This is a genomic window from Mycobacterium angelicum (assembly GCF_002086155.1).
Classification (GTDB): Bacteria; Actinomycetota; Actinomycetes; order Mycobacteriales; family Mycobacteriaceae; genus Mycobacterium; species Mycobacterium angelicum.
In genome coordinates this window covers 1-18,803 of sequence record NZ_MVHE01000084.1, presented here as the reverse complement: position 1 = coordinate 18,803, position 18,803 = coordinate 1, and the positions used below count along the sequence as shown (strand labels likewise).

The 18,803-nt window shown below is 66.3% G+C and carries 15 protein-coding genes and 4 pseudogenes; 11 read left to right on the top strand and 8 right to left on the bottom strand.

What is annotated here, in order from left to right; translation table 11 throughout:
* From BST12_RS26095 to pruA, 3 genes are all read right to left on the bottom strand, one after another.
* Nucleotides 1-699: PE family protein (locus BST12_RS26095; protein ID WP_139801945.1), on the bottom strand; the 699-nt coding region annotated here is incomplete at its 3' end.
* 262 nt (nucleotides 700-961) lie between these two features.
* Nucleotides 962-1,936, bottom strand: a complete 975-nt coding sequence (locus BST12_RS26090) for a proline dehydrogenase family protein (protein WP_083116114.1) — start codon at nucleotides 1,934-1,936, stop codon at nucleotides 962-964.
* Nucleotides 1,936-3,567 carry an L-glutamate gamma-semialdehyde dehydrogenase gene (gene pruA / locus BST12_RS26085; protein WP_083116117.1) on the bottom strand — a complete coding sequence of 544 codons (1,632 nt, stop codon included), beginning with the start codon at nucleotides 3,565-3,567 and terminating at the stop codon, nucleotides 1,936-1,938. Before pruA ends, BST12_RS26090 begins: the two co-directional genes overlap by 1 nt.
* A gap of 84 nt (nucleotides 3,568-3,651) precedes the next feature.
* Here pruA and BST12_RS26080 point away from each other — a divergent pair, with 84 nt between their 5' ends.
* Nucleotides 3,652-5,238: a PucR family transcriptional regulator gene (locus BST12_RS26080; RefSeq protein ID WP_139801944.1), complete on the top strand. Its 1,587-nt coding sequence runs from the start codon at nucleotides 3,652-3,654 to the stop codon at nucleotides 5,236-5,238.
* Nucleotides 5,239-5,322: 84 nt separating this feature from the next.
* Nucleotides 5,323-5,820 (top strand): DUF4190 domain-containing protein, encoded by a 498-nt coding sequence (locus tag BST12_RS26075; protein WP_245850585.1) that lies wholly within the window; start codon nucleotides 5,323-5,325, stop codon nucleotides 5,818-5,820.
* A gap of 270 nt (nucleotides 5,821-6,090) precedes the next feature.
* Here BST12_RS26075 and BST12_RS33740 read toward each other — a convergent pair.
* The 3 pseudogenes from BST12_RS33740 to BST12_RS33730 form a co-directional block, all read right to left on the bottom strand.
* Nucleotides 6,091-6,410 (bottom strand): annotated as a pseudogene (locus BST12_RS33740) (hypothetical protein); the annotation flags it as partial.
* A gap of 1 nt (nucleotide 6,411) precedes the next feature.
* A pseudogene (locus BST12_RS33735) lies at nucleotides 6,412-6,568 on the bottom strand (FtsK/SpoIIIE domain-containing protein); the annotation flags it as partial.
* 22 nt (nucleotides 6,569-6,590) lie between these two features.
* Nucleotides 6,591-6,835: pseudogene (locus tag BST12_RS33730) on the bottom strand (hypothetical protein); the annotation flags it as partial.
* An 850-nt stretch (nucleotides 6,836-7,685) separates the two neighbouring features.
* On the opposite strand from BST12_RS33730, the gene BST12_RS32295 reads away from it, so the two are divergent.
* The 8 genes and pseudogenes from BST12_RS32295 (at nucleotide 7,686) to cysC (ending at nucleotide 13,565) form a co-directional block, all read left to right on the top strand.
* Nucleotides 7,686-7,895 carry a hypothetical protein gene (locus BST12_RS32295; protein ID WP_170062203.1) on the top strand — a complete coding sequence of 70 codons (210 nt, stop codon included), beginning with the start codon at nucleotides 7,686-7,688 and terminating at the stop codon, nucleotides 7,893-7,895.
* An 11-nt stretch (nucleotides 7,896-7,906) separates the two neighbouring features.
* A complete protein-coding gene (locus tag BST12_RS26060; protein ID WP_083116112.1) occupies nucleotides 7,907-8,470 on the top strand; it encodes a hypothetical protein in 564 nt (187 codons plus the stop codon).
* Nucleotides 8,471-8,699: 229 nt separating this feature from the next.
* The gene (locus BST12_RS26055; RefSeq protein ID WP_083116111.1) at nucleotides 8,700-9,011 is read left to right on the top strand and encodes a hypothetical protein; all 312 of its coding nucleotides are present in this window, start codon (nucleotides 8,700-8,702) and stop codon (nucleotides 9,009-9,011) included.
* A gap of 87 nt (nucleotides 9,012-9,098) precedes the next feature.
* Nucleotides 9,099-9,365 (top strand): annotated as a pseudogene (locus BST12_RS33725) (HNH endonuclease signature motif containing protein); the annotation flags it as partial.
* Between the two features lie 43 nt (nucleotides 9,366-9,408).
* Nucleotides 9,409-9,921 carry a DUF4232 domain-containing protein gene (locus BST12_RS26045; RefSeq protein ID WP_083116109.1) on the top strand — a complete coding sequence of 171 codons (513 nt, stop codon included), beginning with the start codon at nucleotides 9,409-9,411 and terminating at the stop codon, nucleotides 9,919-9,921.
* Nucleotides 9,922-9,964: 43 nt separating this feature from the next.
* Nucleotides 9,965-10,768, top strand: a complete 804-nt coding sequence (gene stf0, locus BST12_RS26040; protein WP_083116108.1) for a trehalose 2-sulfotransferase — start codon at nucleotides 9,965-9,967, stop codon at nucleotides 10,766-10,768.
* Nucleotides 10,765-11,682 (top strand): sulfate adenylyltransferase subunit CysD, encoded by a 918-nt coding sequence (cysD, locus tag BST12_RS26035; protein ID WP_083116107.1) that lies wholly within the window; start codon nucleotides 10,765-10,767, stop codon nucleotides 11,680-11,682. The genes stf0 and cysD overlap by 4 nt, the downstream gene beginning before the upstream one ends.
* Complete coding sequence (cysC, locus tag BST12_RS26030) at nucleotides 11,682-13,565, top strand: adenylyl-sulfate kinase (RefSeq protein ID WP_083116106.1); 1,884 nt, start codon at nucleotides 11,682-11,684, stop codon at nucleotides 13,563-13,565. Before cysD ends, cysC begins: the two co-directional genes overlap by 1 nt.
* On the opposite strand, the gene BST12_RS26025 is transcribed toward cysC, so the two are convergent.
* Both BST12_RS26025 and BST12_RS26020 read right to left on the bottom strand, forming a co-directional pair.
* Nucleotides 13,522-14,793, bottom strand: a complete 1,272-nt coding sequence (locus BST12_RS26025) for an alpha/beta hydrolase (protein ID WP_083116105.1) — start codon at nucleotides 14,791-14,793, stop codon at nucleotides 13,522-13,524. The two genes, cysC and BST12_RS26025, sit on opposite strands and share 44 nt — an antisense overlap.
* Nucleotides 14,794-14,804: 11 nt before the next feature.
* On the bottom strand, nucleotides 14,805-17,081 hold the full coding sequence (locus BST12_RS26020; RefSeq protein ID WP_083116115.1) for an APC family permease: 2,277 nt from the start codon (nucleotides 17,079-17,081) through the stop codon (nucleotides 14,805-14,807).
* A gap of 289 nt (nucleotides 17,082-17,370) precedes the next feature.
* Between BST12_RS26020 and BST12_RS34380 the strand changes: the two genes are divergently transcribed.
* The coding region (locus BST12_RS34380; protein WP_139801943.1) for a PE family protein at nucleotides 17,371-18,803 on the top strand (1,433 nt) is incomplete at its 3' end.

Below are 18,803 nucleotides of genomic sequence, written 5' to 3'. Positions count from 1 at the left end.
GCCATGGCCGCCCTGCCCGATCAAACCGGCGTCGCCACCAGCTCCCGCAAGCCCACCGGCCACCGCGATGGAGCCGGCCCCGCCATTGCCACCCAATCCACCATTTCCGTAGAGGATGCCGCCGCTGCCGCCATTGCCGCCGGCGGCGCCGCCGGGACCGCCCTTTCCGCCGGGACCGCCGTTTCCAATCAGGCCGGCGTTGCCACCATTGGTTCCCGCCACGCCCGCGCTCGTGCTGTTGTACCCCGCACCGCCATTGCCGTAGAGGAATCCACCAGCGCCACCGGCCTGGCCCGGCATTGTTGCGTCGGCGCCGTTGCCGATCAGCGGGCGCCCGAAGATCGCCTTTGTGGGGGCGTTGATCGCGGCGAGCAGGTCCTGTTCGAAGATCTGCAACGCATTTTGCAGCGGCGAAGTGCTGGCGGCCTCAGCCGCAACATATGCACCAGCGCCCGCGTTCAACGTCTGAAAGAACCACTGCTGGAAGACTTCTGCCTGGGCAGCGGCCGCCTGGTAGGTCCGCGCTTGTCCGGAGAACACCGAGGCTATCGCCGCCGACACATCATCGGCGCCCGCTGCCAATATCCCGGTCGTGGGGCCGGCCGCAAGCGCGTTGACCGCAGCCAGGGTCGAGCCGATGTTCGCCAGCCGCCCTGCCGAAGCAGCCAGGACTTCCGGGGCCACCATCAAAGCAGACATCGCTGTCCTCCTAACCGGCAAGCACCGTCGATAGGCGGAAAAAGCGTAGCGGCCGTCAACCCACATTTCTCGGGACAGAGCGGATTCAAAGAAGATTCAACTTTTTTTCCTTGGAGAATCGACACGACCGGCTGGAAGCCGGATTACAGTCGAGACGAGCTCGGGAGCTGACATGGCATTACTGGTCGCATACGTGCCCTTCTCGCTGAATCCGATTTGCATCTCGAACAGCCCGACCGGGGTGGGAACCACGGTCTTCGATTCACCGGCCCCGGTGGGCTAGCGCGCGGGCGAAGAATGCCAGGTTCGCCGGGCGTTCGGCCAGCCGGCGCATGAAATAGCCGTACCACTGGGTGCCGAACGGTACGTAGACCCGCATCTGGTTGCCGGTCCGGGCGAGTCGCCGCTGTTCGTCGTCGCGGATGCCGTACAACATCTGGTATTCGAAATCGGTTGTGCTGCGCCTGCATTCGTCCGCTATGTCCGGGGTTGCGGCCAGGATCTGCGGATCATGCGATGCCACCATCGGATAGCCCGGGCCGGCCATCAGCACCCGTAGACAGCTCAGATACGAGCCGGTGATCTCGGCGTCGTCCCGGTAGGCCACCGATGCGGGCTCCTCATAGGCGCCCTTGCACAGCCGGACCCGCGCTCCAACGGCCGCCAGCTCCTGGCAGTCTGCGCGGGTGCGCCGCAAGTAGGCCTGCAAAACCGTTCCCAGCCAAGGGAAATCGACCCGCAGGTCACCGGAGATCGACAGCGTCGAATCCGTGGCGGTGTGGTCCTCGGCGTCCACCGTGACCCACACGCCCACCCGCTGGGCCTGTTCGCAGATGGTGCGGGCGTTGTCCAGCGCGACCTTCTGACCGTCGCGATCCAGCGCCTGCCCCAGCGCCGAAAGCTTGAGGGACACTTCGAGCGGACGCACCCCATCGCGAACGGTATCGGTGCGCGTGCGCTGGCCCAACGCGTCGAGCAGTTCAAGGTATGCGCGGGTAGTGGCCGCCGCGTCCTCGGCGTCAGTCACGTTTTCGCCCAGGTAGTCGATGCTGATGTAACGACCCGAATGACGCAGCGCCGCAACGACATCCATCGCGTCATGCACTGTCGTTCCAGGCACGAACCTGCGTACCACGCTGCGCGTCACCGGTGACCGCTCGACGAGGCGGCGCAACCCGTCGGCGCGGCTCGCCGCCAGCAGGGCCGGGCGCACGGCGTGGGCGAATATGCGGGCCATCAGTCGGCCGACATGTGCGGGTAGGTGTGTTGGGTGGCTGCGACGAACGTCTCCTTGATGGTGCGCGCCGACGTCCAGCGCAACAGATTAAGCGGCGACCCGGCCTTGTCGTTGGTGCCCGACCCCCGTGAACCGCCGAAGGGCTGGCGTCCGACCACCGCGCCGGTCGGCTTGTCGTTGACATAGAAGTTGCCCGCCGCGTAGCGCAGCCGGTGCTGCGCGGTCAGTACGGCAGCGCGGTCGTCGGCGACGACCGCACCGGTAAGCGCATACCGCGATCCGGTGTCGATGAGATCGAGCACGCGTTCGTATTGGTTGTCGGGGTAGACGTGCACCGACAGCAGCGGACCGAAGTATTCGGTCTTGAATGACTCGTCGGCCGGGTCGTCGGACAGCAATACGGTGGGGCGCACGAAATAGCCGACGGCGTCGTCGTATTCGCCGCCAACCGCGATGGTCACGCCGGCGGCACCCTTGGCACGTTCGATGGCGTCGACGTTCTTGACGAAAGCCCGCTGGTCGATCAGCGCGCCGCCGTAATTGGTCAGGTCGGTGATGTCGCCGTAGGGCAGTTCGGCCGCGACGCCAAGGAAGTCGTCGCCCATCTGTTGCCACACCGAATGCGCGATGAATGCGCGCGACGCCGCCGAGCACTTCTGGCCCTGGTAGTCGAAAGCGCCGCGGATGAGCGCCGTACGCAATACGTCCGGGCGTGCCGAGGCATGGGCGACTATGAAATCCTTACCGCCGGTCTCGCCGACCAGCCGCGGATAGCATTGGTAGCGGCCGATATTGGTGCCCACCTGTTGCCACAGGCGCTGGAACGTGGCCGTCGATCCGGTGAAGTGGATGCCGCCCAGTCGCGGGTCATCAAGTGCCACTTCCGAAACCGCGAAGCCGTCTCCGGTGACGAGGTTGATCACCCCGGGCGGCAACCCGGCAGCTTCGAGCAGCTGCATGAGCAGATACGCCGACAGCGTTTGGGTGATCGACGGCTTCCACACCACAGTGTTGCCCATCAGCGCCGGGGCCGTCGGAAGGTTGCCCGCGATCGAGGTGAAGTTGAACGGTGTGATGGCGTACACGAAGCCGTCCAGCGGGCGATAGTCGCTGCGGTTCCACTCGCCCGGGCCGCTGATCGGCTGCTGGGCCATGATCTGCCGGGCGAAGGCGACGTTGAACCGCCAGAAGTCGATCAGTTCACAGGGCGCGTCGATCTCGGCCTGGTACACGGATTTGGATTGGCCGAGCATGGTTGCGGCGGCGATCTTTTCCCGCCATGGGCCGGCCAGCAGGTCGGCGGCGCGCAGGAACACTGCGGCGCGCTCGTCGAAAGGCATTGCGGCCCAGTCATTTTTGGCCGCGGCGGCCGCTGTTATGGCCGCCGTGGCGTCGGTGTGCGTGGCGTTGGTCAGGGTGCCCAGCCGGGCTGCGTGCCGGTGCGGCTGGACGACGTCGATCCGGTTGCCGTCGCCCATCCGGTGCCGGCCGCCGATGACGTGCGGGAGATCGATCGGATGCTCGGCCAGTTCGGCGAGTTCGGCACGCAGGCGGCTGCGTTCGGGTGATTTCGGCGCATAGTCGTGCACCGGCTCGTTGTTCGGCATGGGGACCTGGGTTATCGCGTCCATGCTTGCCAGGATCCCCGGCAAGGCATCGGCATCGATTGGCTGATCAGACAATATCGTGGCCATTCGCTAGTAAAATCGGACAACATGCGGGTGACCGGTATCGGGCTGGGCCAGCTACTGCTTGCCCTGGATGCAACGATGGTCGCCCTGGTGGACGCCCCGCGCGGCATGGACCTTCCGGTCGCGTCGGCGGCACTGATCGATTCCGATGACGTGCGACTGGGACTGGCGCCCGCCGCCGGTTCGGCCGACGTCTTCTTCCTGCTGGGTGTTACCGACGACGAGGCGTTGCGCTGGATCGAGGGGCAGGCCCGCAGGCGAGCGCCGGTGGCGATCTTCGTCAAGGAACCGTCGGATGCGTTGGTGGGCAAGGCAGTTCGGGTCGGCTCGGCCGTGGTGGCCGTGGAACCACAGGCCCGCTGGGAACGCGTCTACCAACTGGTCAATCACGTGTTGGAGCATCACGGCGATCGTGCGACGGATGATTCCGGCACCGATCTGTTCGGCCTGGCACAGTCGCTGGCCGACCGCATCCACGGCATGGTCAGTATCGAAGATGCCCAGTCGCATGTGCTCGCGTATTCGGCGTCCAACGACGAAGCCGACGACTTGCGACGGCTGTCCATCCTGGGCCGCGCCGGACCGCCCGAACATCTGAAGTGGATCGGCCAGTGGGGCATCTTCGATGCATTGCGGGCCGGCGCTGAGGTGGTACGCGTCGCCGAGCGGCCCGAGCTGGGTCTGCGTCCGCGGCTCGCGATCGGTATTCACCAGCTCACGGCTGGTGCACGACGGGCACCGGCGTTCGCCGGGACCATTTGGGTTCAGCAAGGCGCACAACCGCTGGCCGACGATGCCGAGGAGATGTTGCGGGGCGCCGCCGTACTGGCCGCCCGGATCATGTCGCGGCTGGCGGCCCGGCCGTCCACCCACACGCGGCTGGTGCAGCAGTTGCTCGGGCTGGCCGAAAGCGATTCCGGTGACATCGCCGCCATCGCACGCGATCTCGAGCTCGCCGCCGACGGCACCGCAGCACTGATCGGCTTCGATTCCGCCGATCGCCGCGCCCGGCTGGCCGACGTATTGGCGTTGAGCGCCAGCGCATTTCGCCGCGACGCGCAGGTTGCGTCCAGCGGCTCACGGATCTACGTGCTGCTGCCGCAGACCGCGACGACTCGGTCGCTACAGTCCTGGGTCCGCGGCACGATCGGCGCGCTGCGTACCGAGCTCGGGGTGGACCTGCGCGCCGCCATCGCCGCCCCGATCGCCGGATTGGCCGGAGTCGGCGCGGCACGCATCGAGGTCGATCGGGTGCTGGACAGCGCTGCGCGCCACCCCATCTCGGTCGGACAGGTGACCTCACTGGCCGAGGCCCGTACCACGGTGCTGCTCGACGAGATCGTCACGCTCGTCGGCACCGACGCACGGCTGGTCGATCCCCGGGTTTGCGACCTGCACGCCCAGGATCCGATTCTCGCCGAAACGCTGCGGGTCTACCTGGACAGCTTCGGCGACATCGCTGCCGCTGCGCAAACATTGCAGGTGCATCCGAACACCGTCCGCTACCGGGTGCGCCGGGTTGCCAGGCTGCTGTCGGTGTCGCTCGCCGATCCCGATGTGCGGCTGGTCTTTTCGCTTGGGTTAAGGGTGCTGGACAGACGGGAGCCGTGACATGGCCCGGCGCGCGGGGTAGAGTGTTTGCGGCTCGGCCCCAGCTAATTCTCAGACGCTGATCGCAATCCCGTGGAGGTGCCCGTGACGGACCAACCCCCCGAATATCCGCCGCCTCCGCCACCAACGCCGCCGCCGGGCGGCTATGGCTATCCGCCGCCCGCTCCTGGCTATGGCGGCTATCCCCCGCCGGCTCCCGGCGGTTACGGATATCCGCCACCCTCGCCCGGTTACCTCAGTCCTCAGGTCCCCCCCACCAACACGATGGCGATCGCGGCGCTGGTGTCGTCGTTGGTCGGCTGGCTGTGTTTCGGCATCGGTGCCGTGCTGGGGCTGATCTTCGGCATCATCAGCCTCAACCAGATCAAGCAGAGTGGTGAACGCGGCCGCGGCATGGCAATCGCCGGAATCGTGATCAGTGGATGCGAGATAGCGCTGTTCCTCGTCTTCCTGATCATCGGCGCCGTCGTGTCGCCCCATGACAACGATGCCGACGTCCACCGACATCACCGGTCCCAGCCGGCGATGGTGGCCGTCGGCCCCGTCCAGGGGCAGATGCCGCTTCTTCGCATCCCGGCTTGATCTGCTTTTCCGGCGCGACGCCGATGATGTCACTCTTGTCAGTGGCCTCGTGTCTTGTGTCACGAATTTGGCAGGTTTTCGCCGTTGAGGCAGGCCCGCTTGGGTGATTCACCGGACCTCAGCGCAAGGGGGTCGCGATGTTGGCCAGGACGGTGGGGTTGGTGATGGTGACGGGGAGGTGTTGGCGTGGCTGGGTTCGGTAAGCCAGGCGGTGAATTCTTCGCAGCTGTAGGGTCTTTCGTCTGTCAATGCGCGGCGGCGGCTGGTGCCTTAACCATCGACTCTCCAGCCCTGGCAGGCCTGCGAGTCCTGTTGTAGGAGGTGTTCGCGGGCCGTGCGGCGTGGGTCGATGGTGCGCTGCCCGGCCTGATGATCAATGTGCGATCGCAGAGGCTCGTATGGCCTGCACAGTCGAACTCCGAGCACACCAGATCGTCGATACTGGTCGATTCGGAATCGGGATGATGCTTCAGCAGTGCTTTTCGAGTGTGTTCCGAGCACATCCAGGTCGGTATCGCTTCGGTCGACATGCGCCGTGCACTAATCCCGATGTCTGCGAGAAATTTGGTGACGTACTTGGCCAGATATCGGGGTCCGCACAGCGGGAGCGATACCGGCGATCAGTGACCACAACACGTTGCCTTTGCCGGCGCCGGTCGCCCCGGCGACGAGATGTGCTTGCCCCGTAGAGGCAAGCACATCAGGTGCGGCCTTCGGTTATCCCGACCCCTACGGCTGTCAGATCGACGGCGCCTGTCCACTCGGTCCGCCCCCGATCGGGGCGATGGCGTCTGCGCCCACAGGATCGCCACCAACCCAACACTGAAACAGGCTGGGTGGCAGCCAGTTTCGGATCCGCGGCAACGGTGACGTTCATCACTTCGCCGCCGGTCTGGTCCAAGGCGAGCAGCTGTGCGGCATACAGCGGCACCCCTTGCTGGTGTCTACTTGCTGCCGGTGTCGAATTCAGCCGGGGTTCGGCCGCTCGGGTCACGATGAACCCCACACCGATCAATGTGTGATATCGCCCGCTGGTCCGGCCCCGGTCAGCACGGGAGCGGTCTCGACGGCCGCTACCGGGATCAGCGCACCAGCCGCAGCCGCCGCGGCAACTCCGCTAGCACACGTCCAACCCCACCCGTCGCCGCCGACCGCCGAACCCCCAGCGACGCAGTTTGCCGATCCCGGGCAAGTGCGGCACGAGCACGCACCGCAACACCTGCCCGCCACCGATCCCCCGCAGGCGGAATCCCCGCACGCGCGCCAATCCCCGGCCGCGCAGTCATCGCCCCCCACCCCTGTACCCGTCACACTCGACCCCGGTCCCGCCGGTACCGCGCCGTCTGATACAGCACGCGGGACTGGCAACAGCGGTGTCCAAATGCTGGGCTTCGGCCCGCCAGGGCTGGTACCGGCCCCGGCGGCACCATCTTTCCCCCTACCGCGTGACCCGACCCCGCCACCCATGCCGGTCGACCCTAAGGACATGAGCGCCGAGCAGGCGATCGCAGAATGGGCCGAAGTTAGCGCTGAGATACGGGCGTGGAACGCTCGATGCGGCGTCGAAAAACGTCGGGCCGCTGCCGCCGGCCCAATACAACGCCTGCGTTGCCTCGCGCGGTCCTCTCCTTGAACGCCAAGCCGCAATCCGGGCCCGCTTAAACGACTTAGGCATACCCATAGAAGGCGAACCCGCCCCAGCCCCCACGCACCCGGGTACACCCGGTTCCGAGCCCCCACCAAACCAACCGGGCACGCCTTCAAGCCCGAGTATTACCGATCAGGCCACGCAAATCGGTAAAGATGTCATGGAGCATGTGCCTAAGGGCTCAAGACTAAATTCCTTGGTCGATAGGCTTAATCAATTGCACATCGGCGATCAGCAACAGGCCGCGGAGGCGGCCGAAGCGGCGGGGGAAGCGGCGGGGGGTCAAACTGGGGGTATTGTCAACGGGCCTAATGGAGCAAAGCTGGTGCTACCCGCTAACCCGAAGTTCGGGGAAGCCATCATGGTAGCCCCGGACGGAACGCTTTCTGTATTTCGCGGCGACCTCTATCAGTTCCTGCCGAAGTAGTGGAGTAGGCGATGAATGTAACTTTGCATGCAGCAGTAGTCGACTTCGAGGTTTATCTCCTGATGACCATGAAGCCGCGATTGTCGTTAAAAGATACCCGGGGCCTATTAGAAGCCAAGCTGGAAAAGGCAGGGCTATCTTTGGACGAGGCAATACGTATTCACGATCGGGTGGCAGAAGCCCTCAACGAAGCGACATCGCGATTTCGAGACATGAAGACGCTGTTAGGAGTTCTTGACGGGGACGCCACATCACTGAAATACCAGAGCGTGTTGTGGCCCGGATTTGAATTCAACGCCCACGCCGACGCGAACGGACTACTTGAGTCAGCGGGTTACACCCACACCGAGCACACTCCGCTCGATGTCGAATCTCCGACCCAACTGGCCGCTCGGAGTTGCGACATTCCCGAATTCGATGAGCGTTTCGGTCCGGCTATTCGACGTGAGAAGAGGCCGCTATTCGACGACATCCTTCCCGCAGAGGAATCTTATGAGTTCTTGTGGAACGAAGACCGCTATGGGGCGGAATTCCTTTGGGGCCTATTCTTGTCATCTTCGATGGTCTGGGAGTGAGCTCGTGAAGGTGCGAAATATCCGAGAGTTCCGCGACAAATTGGCAGTCCCCGGTGGCCCATCATGATGCGTTGCAGGTTCGGCGCCGCCCACGTGGGACAGCAATAGGGGTGGCGTTAGGGGAAGTGTTGCACTGCGGGGGATTGGCTACGAGACAACGCTGTCCGCAGAGGTCATCGTCCGGCGGTGGTATCCGTGTGGGACTCAAGGAACTCAGGCAGGAACGCATATGACGTACGCAGCCAGGGACGAAACGACGCTCCCCAAACTGCCTCCACAGATGCGGTGGGTGGTGCTGGTAGACAAGCGTCAGCTCGCAGTGCTGCTGCCAGAGAACGAGGTACCGGTCGCTTCCGCGACGGACACGTTGGATGCGCGCGGTGATATCGATTACGAAAACCAGCCGGTCGACGCAGTGGAGCGGCTATGTCGGCGGTTGGCTGACCAGGCGGTGCGTCAGTGGGGTTTTATGCAGGGTCTCAAGCAGCAGCTCGGACCAGGTGTCGACGTGCGGATGAAGCTGGTGGAGTGGACCCGGTGAGCGTTAACGCCCCACCTGTCGGGCGTAGCTTACGGATTTGCGATCAACCTCAAATGCCTGTGCCGGTTATCCGCGGCTTGACGGCACCCACCGTGGATGGACCTCTTCGGGCAGCGCCGAAAACCCCCGTGCGCGCCGCCAACGCCCCACCGGCGCAACCGATCCGTCCAGCGGGCTAACCGAATCACCCTCGCCCGCAACCACAACCGCGAACAATGCCCGATCAAAGAAGACCACCGCTGGCTGGCCCACGCGCGCGCCCGCGAACTGGCCGACCGGCGATTCCGAAACCACATGCGCGGCATGCCGTTCCTCTTCAAAGGCACACCAAGCACCAGCCCATTCTGCCGCTGGAATCTTCCGCCACCGGCGGCCAATCGGGATACGCTCGGTCAGCATGAAGACGTTGACGCGTTGCACAACGGCCGCCAGTCTGCTCGGCGCGCTGGCCACCCACACCGCAAGCACGGCAGCGGCGACGCCTTGGTGCACAGCCGATTCGATGAGCCTGAGCGCCACCGCTCCCCCAGCGCCGAACCCCGACACCCAAAGTCAGCTGACGCTGATTCTCACTAACGTCTCCACCCAGACCTGCACCCTGCAGGGCTATCCCGACGTCGATCTGCTCGGCCCCGACGACCCGATGTTCGGCCCGACCTACCGCCTGCCTCAGCAAGCCGGCGATCCGCAACCGCTCACCCTTGCACCGCACGACACCGCCAGCGCCATCCTGACCTTCCTGCCCGGGCCGCCGACCGGCTGGATACCCACCACCATCGCGGTCACCGCGCCACACAGCTCGCCCAAAAACAAGCTGCAAACTCCGTGGATTCCGGCTGGCACCAGCGTGTTACGACAGGACGCCGGAACCCACCCCGGCACCTACATCGGACCGCTGCAGCAGACCTGAGCGAAAGTCTTGCACGCTGATCAACTCCCATTAGGCTGCGTGAGTGGCCGATCATCCCTCGTCATATCTGGTGCTCGCCTCGCAGCGCAGCGGCAGCACATTGCTGGTCGAGTCGCTGCGGGCCACCGGCGTGGCCGGCGAGCCCCAGGAGTTCTTCCAGTATCTGCCGACGACGAGCATGTCCCCGCAGCCCAGAGAGTGGTTCGCCGATGTCGAAGACAAGTCGGTCCTGAGCCTGCTCGACCCGTTGGACGAAGGCAAGCCGGACCTGGCCCCGGCTGAGATCTGGCGCGACTACATCCGCACCGTCGGTAGAACACCCAACGGCGTGTGGGGCGGCAAGCTGATGTGGAACCAGACCCCGCTGCTGTTGGACCGCGCCGCCGGCCTACCCGAACGATCGGGTGACGGCCTGCTGGCCGCGATTCGCGACGTCGTCGGCGAGGATCCGCTGCTCATTCATATCCACCGCCCGGATGTGGTGTCGCAGGCGGTGTCATTCTGGCGGGCGGTGCAAACCCGGGTGTGGCGCGGTCGGCCCGACCCGGTGCGCGACGCGCGCGCCACCTATCACGCCGGCGCCATCGCTCATGTGGTCAGCATGCTGCGTGCCCAGGAAAAAGGTTGGCAGGCCTGGTTCGCCGAAGAGAACGTGACCCCGATCGAGATTTCCTATCCGGTGTTGTGGCGCAACCTAACTCAAGTCGTAGCGAACATCCTCGAAGAGCTGGGCCTTGACCCGCGGCTGGCACCCGAACCGGTGCTGCAGCGGCAGGCCGACCAGCGCTCCGACGAGTGGGTGGACCGCTACCGGGCCGACGCGGAGAAAGAGGGGCTACCGACATGACGACCACGCAAAGCACCCTGCATGTCGACGAGCTGCGACTACTGGAAGCAGAAGCGGTACACATCATCCGCGAAGTAGTCGCCGAACTGGAAAGACCGGTGCTGCTGTTTTCGGCCGGTAAAGACTCGATCGTGCTACTTCGCCTGGCGGAGAAGGCTTTTCGGCCACTCCCGCTGCCGTTTCCGGTCATGCACGTCGACACCGGCCACAACTTCCCCGAGGTGATCGAATTCCGCGACCGCAGGGTCACCGGCCACGGCCACAAGCTGATCGTGGCATCGGTTCAGGAATCCATCGACCGGGGCCGCGTCCCCGATCCCGGCCCCAGCGCCTCGCGCAACCGCGCCCAGACCCGCACCCTGCTCGACGCGCTGGAGGAAGGCGGCTTCGATGCGGCGTTCGGCGGCGCTCGCCGCGACGAGGAACGCGCCCGCGCCAAGGAACGGATCCTGAGCTTTCGCGACGAGTTCGGCCAGTGGGATCCACGCGCCCAGCGCCCCGAACCGTGGTCGCTCTACAACGGCCAGATCAAGAAGGGCGAACAGGTCCGGGTGTTCCCGCTGAGCAACTGGACCGAACTCGACGTCTGGCGCTACATCGAGCTGGAAGACCTTGAAATACCGTCGATTTACTACGCCCACGAACGCGAGGTCTTCCACCGCGACGGCATCCTGCTGGCCGTCTCGGACTACGCCGCACCGCGCAACGGCGAAACCGCCGCCGTGGAATGGGTGCGCTACCGCACCGTCGGCGACCTGACCATCACCGGAGCGGTGCGCTCCACCGCCACCGACATCACCCGCGTCATTGCCGAAATCTCAGCGGCAACGGTGTCCGAGCGCGGCGAAACCCGCGCAGACGATCGCACCTCAGCCGCCGCTATGGAAGACCGCAAGCGAGAGGGCTACTTCTGATGACGGCCACCATCACCCGTCAACTGCTTCGCATCGCCACCGCCGGTTCGGTGGACGACGGCAAGAGCACCCTGATCGGCCGGCTGCTGCACGACACCGACAGCCTGCCGCTGGACCACCTCGAAGCCGTCACCGACGAAGCGGGCATCGCCGATCTCGCGGCGCTGTCGGACGGTCTGCGGGCCGAACGCGAGCAAGGCATCACCATCGACGTCGCGTACCGATTCTTCTCCACCGAGACCCGCAGCTACATCCTGGCTGACACGCCCGGCCACGAGCGCTACACCCGCAACATGTTCACCGGCGCCTCCAACGCACACGTGGCCATCCTGCTGGTCGACGCCCGCGCCGGGGTGCTGCGTCAGACCCGCAGGCACGCCAGGATTGCAAAACTGTTGGGCGTCAAGCATTTTGTCGCCACCGTCAACAAGATCGACCTGGTCGACTTCGACCAGACCGCGTTCGACCAAGTCGCCCAACAGCTGCAGCAGACGGCGGCCCGCCTTGGCGACGTGGACATCACGGTGATCCCGATCGCGGCCAAACACGGCGACAATGTCGTGCACCGCTCCGAGCGCACCCCGTGGTACGGCGGCCCCACGCTGCTGGAGTATCTGGAGACCGTCGAGCTGGCGGCGCCGCAGGCCGAGGCGTCGCGGCTGCGACTTCCGGTGCAGTGGGTGTCGCGTCCCACCGCAGACGTGCGCCGCCGCTACACCGGCCGCCTGGCGGCCGGGACGCTGCGCGTCGGCGATCCGGTCATCTCCCTGCCGGCCGGCACCCGGTCGACGGTGACCGCGCTGGACACCCTCGACGACGACCGCAACACTGCCGTCGCGCCGCTTTCGGTATCCGTCGAATTGGCCGACGACATCGACGTGGGCCGCGGCGACGTACTCGTCAGCGGGTCCGACGACGCGACCCTGCCGGTGCTGGCCCGCGAGATCGACGCGACGGTGTGCTGGTTCTCCGACACCCCGCTGCGCGCCGGTGACCGGCTGGCACTCAAACAAACCACCAAGACCGTGCGTGCCACCGTGCAGGAGCTGCACACGCGACTGGACCCCGAGACGCTGGACGAGCTGGACGGGCCGGTTGAATTGGCGCTCAACGACATCGGCACGGTGACGCTGCGAACCAGCTCGGTGGTGATCGCCGACAACTACGCCGACAACCGGGACACCGGGGCCTTCATCCTCATCGACGAAACCAGCAACGACACCGTCGGCGCCGGCGCCATCCTCGAGGCGCGCGAGATCAAGCCGGGCACCCATCCGCGCACCGACATCCGCTGGCATCCGTCGGCGCTGGACCGAAAGTACCGGTGGCAGGCCACCGGACAACCGGGGGCGACGATCTGGTTCACCGGGCTGCCCGCCTCCGGCAAGTCCACGATCGCGGTCGCCGTAGAACGCGCACTGGTGGAATCGGGCCGGGTGGCCTACCTGCTCGACGGTGACAACCTGCGCCACGGCCTATCCGACGACCTGGGCTTCTCCCCCGGCGATCGCACCGAAAACATCAGGCGTGTGGGGCATTTGACGCGACTGCTCGGCGACGCCGGTGTGGTGGCACTGGCGTCGCTGGTATCGCCGCTCAAGTCCGACCGCGAGATCGCGCGCGCGCTCAACGACGCCGCCAAGCTGCCCTTCATCGAGGTGTACGTGTCCACGTCGGTGCAGGAGTGCGAACGGCGCGACCCCAAAGGCCTGTACGCGCGGGCGCGCAGCGGCAGCCTCAAAGGCCTGACCGGCGTGGACGCCCCCTACGAGCCGCCCGAGAACCCGGATCTGGTGCTGGATACCACCGACGCCGACATCGACGAGCTTGCCGCGCGGGTCATCGCGCTGCTTGACGAGCGCAGCCCGCGGCCGCGTCAGTGAACGACGCGTAGACCTCGGCGAGGAACTGCTCGACAGCCACCGCCGTGTGCGCCGCGCGCGTTGACCCAAAGATGTCGAAAGCGTGTTGGGCGCAAGGCAATTCGGCGTAGACGACCGGCTGACGGCTGACTTCGCGGAGTCGCTGGGTGAAGCTGCGCGCCTGCTCGACGGGAATCAGCGAGTCGTTCACGCCGTGCAGCACGAAAAACGGTGGCGCATCGGGGGAAATGTGCGTGATCGGCGACGCCAGTCGGAACGGCTCGGCGATTTCGGAGCGACTCAACTTGAACACGTTCTTCGCGACCACCGGCACCAGCAGCGGATGCATCGAATCGTCGGACCGGGTGAAGTCGTAGACCCCGTAGAAGGGCACGGCCGCGTGCACCCGGGTGTCGGCGTCCTCGAAGCCCGGCTGGAACCGCGGATCGTTAGGGGTAAGCGCGGCAAGGGACGACAGATGCCCACCAGCCGACCCGCCGGTGATCGCGATCCAGTCCGGGTCACCGCCATACTCGGCGATGTGCTCTTTCGTCCACGCGATGGCGCGCTTGACGTCGACGATGTGGTCGGGCCAAGTGGAACGCGGGCTCAGCCGGTAGTTGATGGCCACACAGACCCAACCCAGCTCGGCGAGATGGCTCATCAGCGGATGAGCTTGTCCGCGTTTGTTTCCCACCATCCAGGCGCCGCCGGGAACCTGCAGCAGGACCGGAGCGCGGCCGTCGCGATCCAGGTCGGGCCGGCGCCAGATGTCGAGGTGGTTTCTGGATCCGCATTCTCCGTAACTGATGTCGCCGTCGTGTGCGTAGTCGCGGTAGATCCGCATCATGCGCGCCACGCCGGACTTCTTCGCGGTGGCGCCCCCGGACGCGGGCCGCGTCCACAGATCACCTGAATCGGTGCGCCGGTCCGCGCCCAGCCCGGCGTCCAGCGCCGACGTCAGCGACTGGTCAGCGGTGCCAGCGGAATGCCGCAGACCCAGCAGTCCCGCCCAGGTCAGCGCCGACGCCAGCCAGCTGAATCGGCGCGCCCGGGGCGACAATCGCCGGGACAGTGCGGCCAAGGCCGTGAAATGAGCGGCCAGTGTCTGCAGCGGCAACTCCGAGGCGAACAGACCGGAAGCGAATGCGTACAGCGACGGATAGCCGCGCTTGGTCAGCGGCCGATAGCCGTTGGCGGCGAACACGAACCCGGCGATGGATACGAATACGGCTGCTACTCGCTTCATGCTTAACCAATCTAACTGTCTGGATTCTTGACGGTCTCCTCGACCAGCTGATAGGTCGGATCGACCATCGTCATGGCCCGATTACCACGCTGCCGGGCCTTCCCGGTGATGCGCAACAGCTGACCGGGCTGGATGTCGGCGCCGCCGCGGCCGGGATGAAACGTGATCCCGATGTCCCCGCTGTCGTCGCCGACCAGAATCCATCGGGATGTGCGCCTGCCCTCGCTGGCGTCCTCGACCTGGCTGACGCGCCCCTCGAAGGTCGCCCGCTGGCCGGGAATCAGCGCCGCCACCGTGACCACCGACTGCGGCCGCTCGGGGTGCTCGTAGGCGTCGACCGCCTCCGCGTCGGACTGGAACACCCACGTCTCGAGCTTGTCGAGTTCCCGGGTGATCCGTTGCTCGACGCGTTCGGGGTAGGCCTCCTGGATCCGGGACTGCACGTCGTAGGGCACGATCGTGGCCGCCGCGTCCGGCAGCAGGCTGACCGCCCTGGCGATCTTGTCCGCGGTGCGGTCGTGCAGCAGCCGTCCCAGCAGCGGCGCATACGTCCGGCGCGGCAGCAGCACCGTCACATTCGTATTCGGGAGTTCCTTTATCGCCTTGGCGACCAGAATCTGCGCGGCGCGGGTGATCCGCCGGTCCGGGCAATCCACGACGCGCAGCGGCGTGTCGAGATCGAAGGCATCCCAACGCTTTCGCAACTGCGCGGCATGGGCCGGGTCGACCATGAAATGCACCGCGATGAGCTCGTCGGCCCGCAGGCCCTTGCCGTACCGCAGCGCTTCGATGACCGCGAGGTCCAGTGAGTACGCGAAGATGAAGACCCGGTGACGGGCATACTTCACCAGCTCGGGACGGTCGGTGCGAAACATCTCCAGGATGGCGGCCTCGGCGCGGTATTCGCGGTTGAGGCGCATCAGGATGAATACCAGCAACGGGAATACGACGACCACCAGCCATGCGCCCTCGGTGAACTTGGCCACCGCGAAGATGCCCACCACGATCGTCGACAGGATGGCCGCCGAAAGATTGATGGCCAGACGCCGCCGCCACCCGGGTTCGCGCTGCGTCAGATGGTGTTTGGTCATTCCGTACCCGGCCATCGAAAAGCCGGTGAACACGCCGATCGCATAGAACGGAACCAGTGCGTTGACCGAGCCGCCGGTGGTCACCAGTAACACCACCGACAACGCCGTGAGCGTGATGATCCCGTTGGAGAACACCAGGCGATGGCCGCGCTTGGTCAGTTGCCGGGGCAGGAAGCGATCCTCGGCGACGAAGCTGGCCAAGGCCGGGAAGCCGTTAAAACTGGTGTTGGCGCCGGTGAACAAGATCGCCGCCGTCGATGCCTGGACCAGAAAGAAACAGACGTTGCCGACCGTCCCGTTGCCGAAGACCATGCGCGCGATCTGCGACAGCACCGAGGGATATTCGGTGAGATACGGCGTGGCGTGAGTGGCGTAGGCCAGATAGGCGACGCCGGCCAGCAGGAATCCCAGAATGCAGGCCATCGCCGTGAGCACGCGACGGGCGTTGCGGCCCTGCGGCTTTCGGAAGACGTCGACGGTGTTGGAGATCGCCTCGACCCCGGTCAGCGACGAACCGCCGTTGGCGAACGCGCGCAGCAGCACCAGGATGGTGGCGCCCATGACCAGGCCGTTGCCCTGATGCACCGGCACCGTCCCGGCCAACTGCGCCGGGTCATATGTGGGCAGGCCCCAGATGAGATGGCGAAGGACTCCCACCACGATGGTCAACGCGATCATGGCGGCGAAGAGATAGGTCGCCGCCGCAAAGGGTGGCCCGGCCTCCTTCATTCCCCGCAGATTCGCGTAGCAGATGACGATCACCACGCCCACCGTGATTTCCAGGCTGTAGGGGCCCAACATCGGCAGCGCCGACACCACCGCGACGGTGCCGGCCGCCGACTGCACCGCCACGGTGACGACATAGTCGATCAACAGCGCAGCGGCAGCGATCTGGGCGACCCGCGGCCCGAAGTTGTCCCGCGCGACGATGTAGGAACCGCCGGCCCGGGTATAGGCCATCACGACCTGCCGATATGAGGCCGCGACGAGTACCAGGATCAACAGGATGACCCCGGTGATGGGTAGCAGCAAGGCGAATGCCGCCAAACCCGCGTGCGGGAGCAATTCGATCAGGATCTGTTCCGGGCCGTAAGCGGTCGACGAGATCGCGTCGGGCGAAAGTGCGCCCAGCGCAACGGGATTGGACAGACGCTCGCTGGCCAGGTCCTCGGTAACCAATGGCTTTCCCAAGAACATTCGCTTGTATACATCGCCGATGGTGAGCGGGATTCGGAGCTTGCCGGCCGAACTGCCAGTCGAGGTCACGACCACTTCCTTACCTTGGGTCGAGCACCCGGGGCAACCGGCACCGTTCGAGGCTACCGGGGCATACCCGCCGGCCACTCTCGACGACGTGGCATCTCCGCAGCTAGGAGACTCGGAGCTATTGCTCCTAATCGTGGAGCATTTGCTCCGAATTCGTGTATCGTTGGCCCATAGCCCTTCGGGTGGCAACCAAATCGTCGGCAGTTTCCAAAGGTGAGAGATGTCTTTTCTGTTCGCATTGCCAGAGCTGATCACCGCGGTGGCATCCGACCTGGGGGGTATCGGTTCGGCGGTGAACGCGGCGAATTTCGCCGCGGCCAATCCGACTACCCAAGTGCTGGCCGCGGCCGAGGATGAGGTGTCGGCGGCGATCGCCGCTTTGTTCGGCTCGCACGCCGAGAGCTACCAGGCGCTCAGCGCCCGGGCGGCGATGTTCCATCAGCAGTTCGTCCAGAACCTTGCCGCCGGCGCCAGCGCATACGCCAATGCGGAGGCGGCCGGGGCCTCAACCATCCAGGCCATCCAGAACCTGCTCAACGATGCCAATATGTCCACCCAACCACTGTTGGGCCGCCCGCTGGTGGGCGATGGCAGCAACGCCACCGCACCGGGTGCCAGAGGCGGCGATGCCGGGCTGTTGATCGGTAACGGCGGGAACGGCGGTAACGGCGCGCTCGCCCAAGCCGGCGGCCGTGGCGGCAACGCCGGCCTGCTGATCGGCAACGGCGGCGCCGGCGGAATCGGCGGGAACGCCGCGTTCCCGGGCGGCACCGGCGCCAACGGCGGGGCCGGTGGTAACGCCGGCTTGCTGTTCGGTGCCGGCGGCGCGGGCGGACTCGGTGGAAACGGCTTTGCCGGTAGCAACGGCGTCAACCCCGCCACACACATCACCGGTTCGGCGGGCAGCGGCACCAATGCCGGGGACAACGGCTTCGACGGCATCGACCCGGGACGCAGCGGCGGCAACGGCGCCACCGGTGCCAACGGCAACTTCCTGGGAGCTCCGACGGCAGGTAAGGCGGGCGGCGACGGCGGCAGCGGCGGTGCGGGCGCACCGGGCGGCGCCGGAGGCGCCGGCGGCACCGGCGGCCAGGCCGAGGACGTCAGTCTGCCCGGGGCGGCCGGTGGCCCTGGCGGCAACGGCGGGGCCGGTGGCGCCGGCGCCGCGGGCGGAAACGGCGGCGCGGGCGGTAGCGGCGGAAACGGACCGAGTGGCATCGGCAATCTCACCGGCGACGGCGGCACCGGCGGAAACGGCGGCACCGGCGGTGCTGGGGGAATCGGCGCGCCCGGCGGTAACGGCGGCAACGGCGGCAACGGCGGCTATCTCACTGCCTTTGGATCCAACGGCCATGGCGGAGCGGGCGGCACCGGCGGTGTGGGCGGTAGCGGCGTGGCCGGCCAGGACGGCGGCCACGGTGGAAACGGGGGTGCCGGTGGTCGCGGCGGCCTCTTGTTCGGCCACGGCGGCTCGGGCGGAGCGGGCGGCCTGGGCGGCGACGGCGGAACCGGCGCCAACGGCGCAGCCGGCGGCGCCGGCGGCAATGGCGGCGACAGCAGAACCTTCGGCTCGCTGGGCGACGGCCTGGGCGGCGTCGGCGGCGCCGGGGGCGACGGCGGTGCCGGGGGCAACGGCGGCGCCGGGGGCAACGG

Excerpts from the sequence above, each read along its gene's own strand:
- BST12_RS26055 (WP_083116111.1), top strand. The coding sequence starts at position 8,700 with ATGACGTACGCAGCCAGGGACGAAACGACGCTCCCCAAACTGCCTCCA.
- cysC (WP_083116106.1), top strand. The coding sequence starts at position 11,682 with ATGACGGCCACCATCACCCGTCAACTGCTTCGCATCGCCACCGCCGGT.
- cysD (WP_083116107.1), top strand. The coding sequence starts at position 10,765 with ATGACGACCACGCAAAGCACCCTGCATGTCGACGAGCTGCGACTACTG.
- BST12_RS26080 (WP_139801944.1), top strand. The coding sequence starts at position 3,652 with ATGCGGGTGACCGGTATCGGGCTGGGCCAGCTACTGCTTGCCCTGGAT.
- BST12_RS26020 (WP_083116115.1), bottom strand. The coding sequence starts at position 17,081 with ATGTTCTTGGGAAAGCCATTGGTTACCGAGGACCTGGCCAGCGAGCGT.
- BST12_RS26045 (WP_083116109.1), top strand. The coding sequence starts at position 9,409 with ATGAAGACGTTGACGCGTTGCACAACGGCCGCCAGTCTGCTCGGCGCG.
- pruA (WP_083116117.1), bottom strand. The coding sequence starts at position 3,567 with ATGGACGCGATAACCCAGGTCCCCATGCCGAACAACGAGCCGGTGCAC.
- BST12_RS26025 (WP_083116105.1), bottom strand. The coding sequence starts at position 14,793 with ATGAAGCGAGTAGCAGCCGTATTCGTATCCATCGCCGGGTTCGTGTTC.
- BST12_RS26090 (WP_083116114.1), bottom strand. The coding sequence starts at position 1,936 with ATGGCCCGCATATTCGCCCACGCCGTGCGCCCGGCCCTGCTGGCGGCG.
- BST12_RS26060 (WP_083116112.1), top strand. The coding sequence starts at position 7,907 with ATGAATGTAACTTTGCATGCAGCAGTAGTCGACTTCGAGGTTTATCTC.